This is a genomic window from Streptomyces sp. NPDC001220, assembly GCF_053597895.1.
Genome location: NZ_JBSFJE010000016.1, coordinates 145,546 through 158,258, shown reverse-complemented (window position 1 = coordinate 158,258; position 12,713 = coordinate 145,546). Strand labels below are relative to the sequence as shown.

The 12,713-nt window shown below is 71.0% G+C and carries 11 protein-coding genes and 1 riboswitch; all 11 genes read right to left on the bottom strand.

Annotation, left to right across the window (positions count from 1 at the left end):
* Nucleotides 1–143 precede the first annotated feature (143 nt).
* Nucleotides 144–1,085 carry a Ppx/GppA phosphatase family protein gene (locus ACWDGI_RS33610; protein ID WP_450765579.1) on the bottom strand — a complete coding sequence of 314 codons (942 nt, stop codon included), beginning with the start codon at nt 1,083–1,085 and terminating at the stop codon, nt 144–146.
* A gap of 103 nt (nt 1,086–1,188) precedes the next feature.
* Nucleotides 1,189–1,707, bottom strand: a complete 519-nt coding sequence (locus ACWDGI_RS33605; protein WP_384489793.1) for a DUF501 domain-containing protein — start codon at nt 1,705–1,707, stop codon at nt 1,189–1,191.
* Between the two features lie 29 nt (nt 1,708–1,736).
* A complete protein-coding gene (locus tag ACWDGI_RS33600; RefSeq protein ID WP_450765577.1) occupies nt 1,737–2,213 on the bottom strand; it encodes an FtsB family cell division protein in 477 nt (158 codons plus the stop codon).
* 120 nt (nt 2,214–2,333) lie between these two features.
* Nucleotides 2,334–3,620, bottom strand: coding sequence for a phosphopyruvate hydratase (gene eno / locus ACWDGI_RS33595; RefSeq protein WP_450765575.1), 1,287 nt, complete (start codon nt 3,618–3,620; stop codon nt 2,334–2,336).
* 440 nt (nt 3,621–4,060) lie between these two features.
* Nucleotides 4,061–4,762, bottom strand: coding sequence for a transglycosylase family protein (locus ACWDGI_RS33590; RefSeq protein ID WP_450765573.1), 702 nt, complete (start codon nt 4,760–4,762; stop codon nt 4,061–4,063).
* 3 nt (nt 4,763–4,765) lie between these two features.
* Nucleotides 4,766–4,937, bottom strand: a riboswitch (cyclic di-AMP (ydaO/yuaA leader).
* A 199-nt stretch (nt 4,938–5,136) separates the two neighbouring features.
* Entirely contained in the window at nt 5,137–6,153 is a 1,017-nt protein-coding gene (locus tag ACWDGI_RS33585; protein WP_450765571.1) for a transglycosylase family protein, read from the bottom strand.
* 210 nt (nt 6,154–6,363) lie between these two features.
* The gene (locus tag ACWDGI_RS33580; RefSeq protein WP_450765570.1) at nt 6,364–7,839 is read right to left on the bottom strand and encodes a cytochrome P450; all 1,476 of its coding nucleotides are present in this window, start codon (nt 7,837–7,839) and stop codon (nt 6,364–6,366) included.
* 2 nt (nt 7,840–7,841) lie between these two features.
* Nucleotides 7,842–9,251, bottom strand: coding sequence for a hypothetical protein (locus ACWDGI_RS33575; protein WP_450765569.1), 1,410 nt, complete (start codon nt 9,249–9,251; stop codon nt 7,842–7,844).
* Nucleotides 9,252–9,740: 489 nt separating this feature from the next.
* The gene (locus tag ACWDGI_RS33570; RefSeq protein ID WP_450765748.1) at nt 9,741–10,736 is read right to left on the bottom strand and encodes a nucleoside triphosphate pyrophosphohydrolase; all 996 of its coding nucleotides are present in this window, start codon (nt 10,734–10,736) and stop codon (nt 9,741–9,743) included.
* 192 nt (nt 10,737–10,928) lie between these two features.
* Nucleotides 10,929–11,576: a SurA N-terminal domain-containing protein gene (locus ACWDGI_RS33565; protein WP_450765567.1), complete on the bottom strand. Its 648-nt coding sequence runs from the start codon at nt 11,574–11,576 to the stop codon at nt 10,929–10,931.
* 240 nt (nt 11,577–11,816) lie between these two features.
* Entirely contained in the window at nt 11,817–12,644 is an 828-nt protein-coding gene (locus ACWDGI_RS33560) for a glycoside hydrolase domain-containing protein (protein ID WP_450765565.1), read from the bottom strand.
* Nucleotides 12,645–12,713: the final 69 nt, after the last annotated feature.

The window sequence follows — 12,713 nt, the reverse complement described above, 5'->3', positions numbered from 1 at the left end:
AGGGGGTGTCGTGGCACGGCGTGTCACGGGCCGTCCGGGACGCTCACCCGGCACCCCGCACGCTCATCCGAGGGGGTCGGGAGGGTCGGGCAGGGCGTCCGGAGAGGGCCGGTGAGGGGGGCCGGAGAGGCCGGCCGGGAGGGTCAGGCGACGGACCAGGCGATGCCGTCCAGGATGTCGTGCTCGCTCACCACGACCTCCGCCGCGCCCACCCGCTCCATGATCGACAGCAGTACGAGGGCGCCGGCGCCGATGACGTCGACGCGCCCGGGGTGCATGGAGGGGATCGCGGCGCGCTCGGCGTGGCTGGAGTCCAGCAGCCGCTCGGTGATCTCCCGCACCCGGGCGTAGGGGATGCGGGAGTGGTGGATGGCGGCGGAGTCGTACTCCGGCAGGTCCTGGTGGATGGCGGAGAGGGTGGTGACCGACCCGGCCAGGCCGACCAGGGTGTGCGCCTCACGCAGCGGCACGGTCTGCTCCGCGAGGTCGAGGGCGCGCTCGATGTCGGCCCGCATGGCGGCGATCTCCGTCTCGGCCGGCGGGTCGCTGACCTGTCCCCCGTGCACCAGGTGCCGCTCGGTCATCCGCACACAGCCGACGTCCACGGAGCGCGCGGCCCGCACCCGCTCGTCCCCGACGACGAACTCGGTGGAGCCGCCGCCGATGTCCACGACGAGGAAGGGCTTGGTGAGGTCGTCGCGGCCCGTCAGCTCCTTCGTCGCACCCGTGAAGGAGAACTCGGCCTCCTGGTCACCGCTGATGACCTCCGGCTCGACGCCGAGGATGTCCAGCACCCCGCGCACGAACTCGTCCCGGTTCTCGGCGTCCCGGGAGGCCGAGGTGGCCACGAACCGCAGCCGCTGCGCCCCGTACTCCTTGATGACGGCCGCGTACTCCCGGCAGGCGGCGAAGGTCCGCTCCAGCGCCTCCGGAGCGAGCCGCCCGGTCCGGTCGACCCCCTGCCCGAGCCGCACGATCACCATCCGCCGGTCCAGGTCGACGAGCTCCCCGGTCTCCGGGTCGGCGTCGGCGACGAGCAGCCGGATGGAGTTGGTACCGCAATCGATGGCGGCGACGCGGGTCATGGCTGGGTGTTCCTCACTCTGTACGTGACCTGGTGACGGACCGAGTCGGCTGGTGGGTGGGCGAAGGTCTCGGGGCCGGGGAAGCGGGGCCTCCTGGGGGCCGTCACTCGCCGGTGACCACGCAGGCGCCCTTGGCCCACCACTCGGGCAGCATGGCGATCGCCTCGTCGCCGAGCGGGTTCACGCCCGGCCCCGCCGCCAGCGAGTGCGCCACCAGCACGTGGAGGCACTTCACCCGGTCCGGCATCCCGCCGGCGCTCGGGAACCCCGTCAGCTCCTCGATCTCGTCCCGGCGCCGGATGTAGTCCTCGTGCGCGGCCCGGTACGCCGCCGCCAGCTCCGGATCGCTCTCCAGCCGCGCCGTCATCTCCTTCATCACGCCGTTGGCCTCCAGGGTGCCGATGGCGGACGCGGCCTTGGGGCACGTGAGGTAGTACAGCGTCGGGAACGGCGTGCCGTCCGGCAGCCGGGGCGCGGTCTCCACGACGTCCGGCTGCCCGCAGGGGCACCGGTGCGCGATCGCCCGCAGCCCGCGCGGCGGCCGCCCGAGCTGCTGCTTGAAGGCCTCGACGTCGGCGTCGGTCGGCTCGGTGCGCGGGGTGGAGGGCGGAGGCGTTTGCATGACTGTGTTCTGTGTGGCTTTCTGTCGGTTCACTGGTCGGACGCGTCGGACTTGTCGACGCCGTCCCAGACGTTCGCGTACCAGGGGCGGTCGGCCGCCCCGAGGTAGGCGTGCGCCTGCCTGGCGGCGGCGGGGTCGATCACGATGTACCCCGTCTCCCCCGGCATCACGTAGTGCAGCCGCTGCCGGATCTGCTGCTCGGCGTACGCGTCGTCCTGCCACCGGGCCTTGACGTCCCGCAGCTGCTCGACCCGCTGCCGGGCCTGCTCCTGCTGGCGTTCCTGGTCGGCGATCTCGGCTCGCTGGGAGACGTACTGCCGCATCGGATAGGCGAGCGCCACGATCATCGTGCACAGCACGATCGCGAGCAGCGCGGCGCGGCCGGTCAGCCGGGAGCGGCGGGCCTGCCGCTTGGTCTGGGAGCGGTAGACCCGGGCCGCCGTCTGCTCGCCGAGCAGCTTCAGCCTGGTCGCGGTGGAGAACCGGTCCCGGTCCTTCACGGCCATGTCCCCGCCTCCCGTTCACACGCGCGTACGTCCCCGCACACGGTACGGGACCGGTACGGGGACGTACGTACGACTGGCGCAGCCTTGACCCTTAACAACGGGTCAGCGACCCCTGACGGGTCAGCCCTTGAAGCGCGGGAACGCGCTGCGGCCGGCGTACACCGCGGCGTCGTCGAGGATCTCCTCGATGCGCAGCAGCTGGTTGTACTTGGCGACGCGCTCGGAGCGGGCCGGGGCGCCGGTCTTGATCTGGCCGCAGTTGGTGGCGACGGCGAGGTCGGCGATGGTGACGTCCTCGGTCTCGCCGGAGCGGTGGGACATCATGCACTTGAAGCCGTTGCGCTGGGCCAGCTCGACGGCGTCCAGGGTCTCGGTGAGCGAGCCGATCTGGTTCACCTTGACGAGCAGGGCGTTGGCGGCGCCGTCCTCGATGCCGCGGGCCAGGCGCTCCGGGTTGGTGACGAAGAGGTCGTCACCGACGATCTGGACCTTGTCACCGAGCTTGTCGGTGAGGACCTTCCAGCCGGCCCAGTCGTCCTCGAACAGCGGGTCCTCGATGGAGACCAGCGGGTAGGAGGCGACGAGCTCCTCGTAGTACTCGGTCATCTCGGCGGCCGAGCGGGACTTGCCCTCGAACTCGTACTTGCCGTCCTTGTAGAACTCGGACGCGGCGACGTCGAGCGCGAGCGCGATCTGCTCGCCCGGGACGTAGCCGGCCTGCTTGACGGCCTCGAGGATGAGGTCGAGCGCGGCGCGGTTGGACTCCAGGTTCGGGGCGAAGCCGCCCTCGTCGCCGAGGCCGGTGGACAGGCCCTTGCTCTTCAGGACCTTCTTCAGGGTGTGGTAGACCTCGGCACCCCAGCGCAGCGCCTCGGAGAAGGACTCCGCGCCGATCGGGGCGATCATGAACTCCTGGATGTCCACGTTGGAGTCCGCGTGCGAGCCGCCGTTGAGGATGTTCATCATCGGCACCGGCAGCAGGTGCGCGTTGGGGCCGCCCAGGTAGCGGAACAGCGGCAGGTCGCTGGCCTCGGAGGCGGCGTGGGCGACGGCGAGGGAGACGCCGAGGATGGCGTTGGCGCCGAGCGAACCCTTGTTGTCGGTGGCGTCCAGGTCGAACATCGCCTGGTCGATCAGGCGCTGCTCGGTGGCGTCGTAGCCGACCAGCTCCGGGCCGATCTGCTCGATCACGGCGAGGACGGCCTTCTCGACACCCTTGCCGAGGTAGCGGTTGGGGTCGCCGTCACGGAGCTCGATGGCCTCGAAGGCGCCGGTGGAGGCGCCGGACGGGACGGCGGCACGACCCGTGCTGCCGTCGTCGAGGCCGACCTCGACCTCGACCGTGGGGTTGCCTCGGGAGTCCAGGATTTCCCGGGCTACGACGACGTCGATGGACGGCACGAGCATCTCCTTCTTGGGATGTGACGCTGGTTGTGCGGGCGCACGCGGGCCTTGTCGGCCCTTGCTCAGCCTTGCGACTAGAGCCTAACCGCCCCGGGCCCGACAATCGGCCGACCGACCGGCCCGTGGACACACAGACGGTACTCATTGTTCATGTGCGGAACAAAGGGGGGTCCGATGAAGAACGGAAGAAGAGCGGGTCAAGAGGAAGACCGCGGGGGGGATCGCGAGGACGGCGCGAGGGACGGCGAGGACCGCGCCGCGAGGACGGCGAGGACCGCGCGAGGGTGGCAAAGAGAAACCCCGCCCCGGTGCGTACGGGGGAGAACGCACCGGGGCGGGGGCTCGTGGGGGACGGGGGTGACCCTCACGCGGTCTCCACTATGGGGACCACGGCTGTGCGGGCGCTGTGATTCAGCTGGCGCCCTCGTATTACGTCGGGCGCCTTACTTCAGGTGCAGCTGCTGGCCCGGGTAGATGAAGTCGGCGTCGTCGACGATGTCCTTGTTCAGCTTGAACAGCGTCTGCCAGCCGCCCTTGACCTTGTGCTTCTCGGCGATGGAGCTGAGCGTGTCGCCCTTGACGACCTTGTACTCGCCGTCGCCCTTCTTGACCTTCTTCCCGGTCGGGGTGGTGACGGTCTTCTTGGCGGCCGGACGCTCGGCGGAGCGGGAGGCGGCCTGGGTGTCGGTCGTACGGCTGCTCGTGCCGCTGTTCGCCGAGCTGGAGGAGGAAGACGAGGAGGAGGAGGAGCTGGTGCCGCCGCCGGTGTAGGCGGCACCGGACAGGCCCGTACCGCAGACCGGCCAGGCGCCCTTGCCCTGCGCGGCGAGGACCTTCTCGGCGATCTCGATCTGCTGCGCCTTGGTGGCCTGGTTGGCCTGCGCGGCGTACTGCGTGCCGCCGTACGCGGCCCAGGTGGAGGAGGAGAACTGCAGACCGCCGTAGTAGCCGTTGCCGGTGTTGATGGCCCAGTTGCCGCCGGACTCGCACTGGGCGACGGTGTCCCACTCGGAGGCGGTGGCGGCGGAGGCGGTGCCGGAGGCCATCAGCGGAGCGGCGATGGCGACACCGGTGACGCCGGCGAGCGCGGCGGCGCGGGTGGCCCTGGACGGACGGCGGTGCTTGCCCTTGCCGGAAAACAGCATGAAGGATCCCCTCACCGACGCCTGCGAGGTGAGCTGTCGGGTTCGGGCCGGTTGAGTTGCCCGGCCGCACACCTCACGGTGCGCGGCTTCACCCCGAGCCGGACACGGCAGTCTCAACTACCGGTCCCGGCACTTACCTTGGGTCCCCCGCTCCTGCCTACGGCGCTTGACGCGACGACTGTTCCCGGGCAGCCGCTGGCAGGACTCGGCGTTGCGACGGCCGGGGCTCGTGGTGACGAGCGGCCTTGACCGTAAACAGGCGATCAGGTGAATTTCAAAGATGATCAGGGCTTCTGAGACTCATCCCACACTTTCACCAAACCGGACATTTAACTTCGAAGTAGGGCGGTCGGAAGGTCCAACTCCCGCTACTTTTAGTCCGTTTCGCTGCCGAGTTTCAGGGTCTGACCGGGAGCGATGTCGTTCGGGTCGGCACCGATGTCCGCCTTGTTCGCGACATAGAGCGCATGCCATCCGCCGTCGAGGCCAAGGGAGTCGGCGATGGAGGCGAGGGTGTCGCCGTCCCGGACGGTGTAGGTGCCGGCGTCCCGGGAGGCGTGACGGCCGGAAGAAGTCACACTCTGACCGTTTGTCACGCTTTCGTCCGCCGAGCCGCCGCGATGCTTGCCGCCGCTACCGACGGCCCCCGTGTCGACCAGATCCCAGGAACTGCCCGTCTGCCACGAATTGTCCGAGTCATCGGCTTCGAGCACGACGGGATTCTCGCTCGCCTTCGAGGCGTTGGACCCCTTGGATCCCGACTTGTCCGCCTTCGTGGAGTCGGCAGGGGTGCCCTTGCCGGAGTCGTCACTCGCACTCGGGGACGGGGTGGCGGAGCCGGAGTCCGTGGCGCCCGAGGAATCCGACGAGGAGTCGGACGAGCCGGAATCCGATGAACCGGATGAATCCGAAGAACCAGATGAAGAGGATGAATCCGACAGCCCGGAGGACGAGTCGGAGGAGCCGGACGAGTCGTCCGATCCGCCGAGGCCGGTGTCGACGTTCACCGAGGCGTCGTCCGAGGAGAGCCCGGCGATCAGGGCGCAGGTCCGCCAGGGCTTGGTGCCCTGGTCCGCGAGGATCTTCTCGGCGACGGAGATCTGCTGCGAGCGGCTCGCCTGGTCCGGCGTGGCGGCGTACTCCTGGCCGCCGTACTCGTCCCAGTCGTCCTGGGACATCTGCAGGCCGCCGTAGTAGCCGGTGCCGGCGTCCATGCTCCAGGAGCCGCCGCTCTCGCACTCGGCCACCCTGTCCCAGGTGTTGCCGTCGGCCGCGTTGGCGCTCGCCGCACCCAGGAGCGGGATGGCGATGGCCGAGCCGGTCACGCCGGCCGCGACGAGGAGAGCCGGAGCCTGACGGGGGCGACGGTGACGACCGTTCCCGGAGAGCATGCGGAAACCTTTCGAGCGACAGCGGTGACCGGCGCGACGGGTCCCGCCGGGGCGCCGCACTTGATGGGTGAACGTATAGGCAGACGATCACTTGTCACAAGTTAATGCCGCGTAGATCACGTGAAGATCACAGAGTTGAACGCTGGTCATCTTTGCGGGTGGAGGGCCTGGTGAGGGGCCGACCGGGGGCCAGGTGGGCGCCTGTGGGGCTCATCGGCCGTCGGGGGTGAACTTCACGGGGAGCGTGCGCAGTCCGCGCATGATGAGGCCGCCGCGCCAGCGCAACTCGCTCTCCGGCGCCGCGAGTCGCAGGTCCGGGAGGCGGGTGAGCAGGGTCGCGAGCGCGCTCTGCCCTTCCAGGCGGGCGAGCGGGGCGCCGAGGCAGTAGTGGATGCCGTGGCCGTACCCGAGGTGCTGGTTGTCCCGCCGTGCCAGGTCGAGCGTGTCCGGCTCGGCGAACCGCTCCGGGTCCCGGTCCGCGGCGGCGAGTACGACGAGGACCGGGTCGCCGGCGGCGATGCGCTGCCCGCCGATGCCGAGCGGCTCGGTGGCGAACCGCCAGGTCGCGAGCTCCACCGGCCCGTCGTAGCGCAGGAGTTCCTCCACCCCGGTCTCCAGCAGTCCGCGCTCGCCGGCGGCCAGGGAGTCCTGCAGGCGGCGGCGTTGTTCCGGGTGGGTGAGCAGGGCGTACGTGCCGTTCCCGATGAGGTTGACCGTCGTCTCGAAGCCGGCGAACAGCAGGATGAAGGCCATGGCGGCGGCCTCGTTCTCGGTGAGGTGCTCGCCGTGGTCGGAGGCGCGGATGAGCCCGGAGATGAGGTCCTCGCCGGGGGCCGGCTCGGCGGACAGCGCCTCCCGCTTCCGGTGGATCAGCTCGGCCAGATATCCGCGCATCTTCTTCACGGACCGGGCGACCCCGCCCCGCGGCCCTCCGCCGTGCCGGATCATCATGCCGGCCCAGTCCCGGAAGTCGTCCTGGTCCTCTCGCGGGACGCCCAGCAGGTCGCAGATGGCGTAGATGGGCAGCGGGAAGGCGAACTCGTGGATGAGGTCGGCCTCGCCCCGGTCCGCGAACCCGTCGATGAGCCGGTCGGTCAGCTCCTGCACGCGGGGCGCGAACTCGGCCACCCGGCGCGGCGTGAACGCCTTGCTGACCAGCCGGCGCAGCCGGGTGTGGTCCGGCGGGTCGATGTTCAGCAGGTGCGTCATCAGCTCGGCCTTGCGCTCACCGGGGATCCCGGTCTTCCCCCTGGCGTGCGCGGGCTCGTCGTGGTGCGCCGGGTTCTTGGACAGCCGGGGGTCGGCGAGGGCCTGCCTGGCGTCGGCGTAGCGGGTGACCAGCCATGCCTCGACCCCGCTGGGGAGCCGGGTCCGGTGCACGGGCGCATGCTCCCGGAGCCAGGCGTAGGCGGGGTACGGATCGGCGGCGAACTCCCAGCTGAAGAGTTCCGGGACGGTGGTGCCGTCAGGGGTGGCGGTGCCGTCGGCGCCGCCGCTGCCGCCAGGAGCGCCGGTCCTGTGGGGAGCGGTGGTGCCGTCAGGAGCGCCGGTCCCGTGAGGAGCGGTGGTGCCGCCAGGAGCGCCGGTCCTGTGGGGAGCGGTGGTGCCGCCAGGAGCGGTGGTGCCCTCAGGAGCGGTGGTGCCGTCGGGGACTGGGGTGCCGTCGGGGGCGGGCTGGTCGGTCACCTCTAGACGGTATCCGGCGCCGGAGGGCCCTCGAGCCGGCCATGGTCGATCTTGACGGCGACGCGCGCCCACTCCCAGGCCCGCCTTTGGTAGATCTCGGAGAGCTGGAGGGCGGCCTCCGCGAGCCCACCCTCCGCGGCCCTCTCCAGGTAGGGGATCGCCGCTTGCTCGTCGTCGCGCTCCAGCAGGATCTCCGCCAGCCGGAGGGCGGCGAGACGGTCACCGTGGCCGACCGCCATCCGGTACCACTCCTGCTGTTTCTCTCCCTCGGACAGCACGGCGAACCGGCGCATGACGGCAACGTCGCCCGCCTCGACCCGATGACGCATCGCGGCCTGGGCGGCGTCCATGACGGCCGCGCGGTCGACCCTCGCGTCGTCCAGCAGGACCCACCACACGTCGTCCGGCACAGGCGGCAGGCCTCCTGACCGCAGAGCCTCCGCGACCAGCGCCCCGTACGCCCGCCAGGTGCCGTTCCGCTCCCCCGCCACGAGCAGGCTCGACCCTCCGGACTTCGGCGTCGTCGCCCAGGCCAACGCGTCCTCGAACCGCTCCGGTCCGTTCTCCGTGGGCTCGGCGTAACACGCCTCGACCTCCCGCAGCAGACCGGCCGGCACGGCCTCCGTCACACCACAGCGCGCGAGGTCGACGGCCGCCCTGACGAGGGTCTGTCCACGTGGATGGTCCGTCCGGGTGCCGTCCCGCTGCCATTCGTCGAACAGCACGTGCCCGATGGCGAAGTACGAGGCGGCCCCCTCCTTTCCACTCCACATGTACGCCGGATAGGCACGCGGGTCCTCGGTGTGCGCCAGCCGCTGCAGTTCCCCCTCGCTCCATTCCCGATCCACCGTGACCGTGCGCGCCGTGGCCAGCGCGCTCTCACCGGGCGTGGTGCCGAAGCGCCTCCGGTAGTACTCCTCCGGAGCCATCGTGCCCAGCACGACCACACCGAGACTGGTGAGACGTCCCAGCAGGCGCCGCTCCAGCCCGCCGGATCCGAGGTGCTCGGTCACGTCGTCCAGCCAGACGACGTGCCCTCCCGTTCTGCCCCGCACCGCGGCGGGCAGCCTCCGCAGTTCCTCGCGGGGATCGGGGGCGTACACGGCGTAGCGCCGTGCCGCGAGCGAGCGCAACGCGTTCCACGCGGTGTAGGACTTGCCCACGTACGGCTCGCCGAGGACCAGGACCAGCCCGCCGTGCGCCAACTCCTCGCGCAGCACCGCGTCACAGTCGCGGGGCACGTACGGCGGCACGTCCGGCTCGCCCGGGACCCGCCGAGTCGGTCGCACCCCCAGCTCCACCGGGTCGACATCGTCCACGGGGCGCCACTCGACGGGGGCCGACACGCTGCCGTAGTGGTTGTACTGGACGCCGACCACCGGTTCGTGGAAGGTGCCGTCCCGGAAGTCCACGTGGTCCCCCAGGACGGCGGGAGCCGACGCTCCCGGTGTCGTTCCCGGTGTCGTTCCCGCTGCCGACGCGGGCGCCCGTGCCGGTCTCGGTGTCGACGCGGGCACCGGAGCCGGTCTCGGTGTCGACGCAGGCGCCGGAGCCGGAGCCGGTGCTCTTCCGGTCCGCGGTGCCGGAGCCGCCGCAGGCGTCCCTGTCTGCTTGGGCCTCGGCGCCGGTCCCGGTGTCGGCGCCCGTCCCGTCCCCGGCGCCGACCGTGCCAGCACGAGGAAGTCGGCGTAGATGTCGGGGTTGTTCTCACGCAGGTACCGCAGGTGGCTGCGCAACGAGTCGGGGCTGCCATATCCGCGAAAGTGGATCTTCCGCTTCTCCTGGGGCAATCGCAGGAGAGCCGCCACCAGCCAGTCCAACTCCTGCTCCACGTACGCCCCCACGCATCGAAGCCCACCCGTACGTGCAACGGTACCCGTGGCTGATCCTCAGGGCAGTCCCTACGCATCCACCCCTTCCGCAACCCGTACCGCGTCCCGGTACGCCCGGGCCGCCGCCCGTAGGGCCGCCTCCGGGTCGGTTCCCTCCGCCTCGGCCCGGGCCGCGAGTGCGAGCAGCTCGTACCCGATGCCCTGCGCCTGCGGCAGCGGCACCTCCAGCCCCGCCGTCCGCACCCGGGAGGCGAGCTTCGACGCCAGCGCGAGACCGGGCTGGGCGAGGGGTATCCCGTCCGTCACCGACTCGCGCCGCTTCTCGATCGCCTTCTTGCGCAGCCAGTGCTCCTTGACCTCCTCCGGTGTCGAGGCGGTCTCGTCGCCGAAGACGTGCGGGTGGCGGTGGATGAGTTTCGCGACGATGCCCCCGGCCACGTCGTCGACCGAGAAGGGGGCGTCCGGGTCCTCCTCGGCGATGCGCGCGTGGAAGACGACCTGGAGGAGCACGTCGCCCAGTTCCTCGCGCAGTTCGTCGCGGTCGCCGGCCTCGATCGCCTCGACGAGCTCGTACGCCTCCTCGATGGCGTACTTCGCCAGTCCCTCATGGGTCTTCTGCGACGACCAGGGGCACTCCGCGCGGATGCGGTCCATGACCTGGACGAGGTCGAGGAGGCGGGCGCCGGGCAGGTCGTAGGAGGCGGGGAGCAGCTCCAGCTGGGGCATCGACACGCGGCCGGAGCCGGCGAGGCGGGCCAGGCCGTCGGTGAGGGCCGGCTCGCCCTCGCCCGTCGCCACGACCACCACCGTCCGACCGCCGGCGCAGGCGTCGACCAGCTCCTGGGCGGTGGGGGCGGCCTCGTCCACGGTCGTCCCGGCCTCCCGCAGATAGGGTAGCTGCGGGTGCGCGCCGTCCGCGCACAGCACACGGTCCGCCGAGCGCAGCGCCTGCCAGGCGGGCCAGGACAGCAGGCCGGGGGCGACACGGTGGCTGGTGGTGAGCAGGACGACCCGGCCGGGGTCGGGGACGGTGGGAACGGGAGCTTCCGAGCTGGTGGTGTTCACCATCCGAACGTAACGCACCCGCGTCGCCGGCCTCGGGCGTTGTCCACAGGGCGGGGATGATCAAGTGATCGTACGACCGCTCGCGTCACACCCGCCGGTCTCCACCCGCCGGCCCCGACCCGCGCGGCTTCACCCGCCGGTCACCTTCCGCCGGCCGGCCGGTCTTCGTCCGGCCCGCCGATCCGGCCTGCCCTACGCCGTCACGGGTGTCCCTGACGACGTGACCTCGCGTACCCACGGCGTCTTGGCGTCCACCCGGCCGCTCTTCTGGACGTCCCAGGCGCCGTAGCGCGGGTTGAGGTCGACGTGGAGCTCCTGGGACGCCTTGGACAGGGCCTTCCAGAAGGCGGGCTGGGTGGTGTCGGTGCCGAGGAGCTGGGCGAGTTTCTGTGCCTCCAGCTGGAGGCGGAGGTTGTCGTCCAGGCGCTTGGGGGCGATGCCGTACTTCTGGAGCCAGGCGTTCTGGAGCGCCTTGGAGCCGCCGACCTGCTGTTCGAGGCCGGTGCGCATCTGCTGGATCTCCTTGCGGCTGACGCTGATGCCCGCGTCCTGGGCGGCCCGGTGCAGTACCTGGTCGAGGACCATGTTGTGCAGCGTGTCCCGGGTGAGGCTGCTGGTGGCGGCGAGAACCTGCTGGTACTGCTGCTGGTCCGGCACCGCGGCCCGCTGCGCCTGGCGCACCTCGTTCACCCGGGTCTCCAGCTGGGCGACGGAAATGCGCTGGCCGCCGACGACGGCCGCCGCGCCCGGGTGCGCGTCGCTTCCGCAGGCGGTGAGGAAGGGGGCCGCGGTGGCGATCGCGGCGGACAGGACGAGCGCGGTGCGACGGCGGCGGTGCAAGGATGCCTCCCGAGGAGATTGTGCGACGGTGCACAAAGTCTTGCGGTGATCGATGGTAGGCAGTGGGCAAGCTCTGGCCAACCCATTCGACCAACGATTCACACGCGCATCCGGCACCGCCGCGCCACCCTCCGCAAGGGTTTGCGGGTCGGTTCGCGGGATTCGCCGGGCGGTCCGGTCCTCGGCCCGCCCTCGCTCCGCGCCCAGCCCAGCCCGCGCCCAGCTCCGCCCAGGCCCCGCTCAGCCCGTGATCGCCACCGGGGCGTCCCACGCGTCACGGTCCACGGTGATCGTGTAACCGCCGCGCGTCTCCTTGCTGTTCACCATGTACTGGTGCGCCCGGCTGTGCGCGGTGAACTGGGTCGCGCCGAACGGCCAGTCCGCCGTGGTGGTGTTGTTCTTGTCCCACAGCGCGTACCAGAGGTTGCCCGGCAGGTCCGTCTTGTCCTTGGCGTTCGCGATCGCCTTGGCGCTGGAGCTGGTGAAGCCGTAGAAGCCCGCGCGGTAGGTCTTCGCGTGCAGCTGCTTGTCGAAGGCGCGCACATAGGTGAGCACGGCGTTGTTGCACGCCGTGTTCGTAGTGTCGTACGCCTCCATGTCGAGGTAGATCGGGCTGCCCGCCTTCATGCCGAGGGCGGCGGCCTTGGCGACCGCGTCGGTGGCGTCGCTGGTGCCGAGGGAGGCGGCGTTGGCGGTGGTCATCTTCTCCGGGTTGGAGCCGCTCTGGCAGGACGGCTGGGCGCCGACGTAGAGCGGGATGAGCTTCCAGCCGACCGCGGAGACGGACTTGACCCAGGAGGCGGTGAGGTTGGGCTGGGCGCAGCCGCGGTTCTTGCCGCCGACGTAGACGGCGGCGGCGCCGTAGAGGCCGCCGTGCCAGGCCTTCATCGCGGCCAACGAGGGCGCGGTGCAGGTGTCGAAGGCGCGGCCGGTGTACGTCTTCTGGGCGGGCCAGGTGGTGGCCGCCATGGAGGTCTGCGCGGCGATCCCGGCGCCGGCGACGACCGCGGTTCCCGCGACGCCCCACGTGATGTATCTGCGCTTCTTCGACTGCCGATGGCTGGACATGCCGGAACCCCACCCCTGTTGTCTGTAACTGTGTTGTGCGAAAAGCCGTACGAGAAGTAGGTGCAGTAT

Bases quoted from the DNA above. Each gene is read 5' to 3' on its own strand.
- ACWDGI_RS33610 (WP_450765579.1), bottom strand. From the start codon at position 1,085: ATGACCCGCGTCGCCGCCATCGATTGCGGTACCAACTCCATCCGGCTG.
- ACWDGI_RS33605 (WP_384489793.1), bottom strand. From the start codon at position 1,707: ATGCAAACGCCTCCGCCCTCCACCCCGCGCACCGAGCCGACCGACGCC.
- ACWDGI_RS33600 (WP_450765577.1), bottom strand. From the start codon at position 2,213: ATGGCCGTGAAGGACCGGGACCGGTTCTCCACCGCGACCAGGCTGAAG.
- eno (WP_450765575.1), bottom strand. From the start codon at position 3,620: ATGCTCGTGCCGTCCATCGACGTCGTCGTAGCCCGGGAAATCCTGGAC.
- ACWDGI_RS33590 (WP_450765573.1), bottom strand. From the start codon at position 4,762: ATGCTGTTTTCCGGCAAGGGCAAGCACCGCCGTCCGTCCAGGGCCACC.
- ACWDGI_RS33585 (WP_450765571.1), bottom strand. From the start codon at position 6,153: ATGCTCTCCGGGAACGGTCGTCACCGTCGCCCCCGTCAGGCTCCGGCT.
- ACWDGI_RS33560 (WP_450765565.1), bottom strand. From the start codon at position 12,644: ATGTCCAGCCATCGGCAGTCGAAGAAGCGCAGATACATCACGTGGGGC.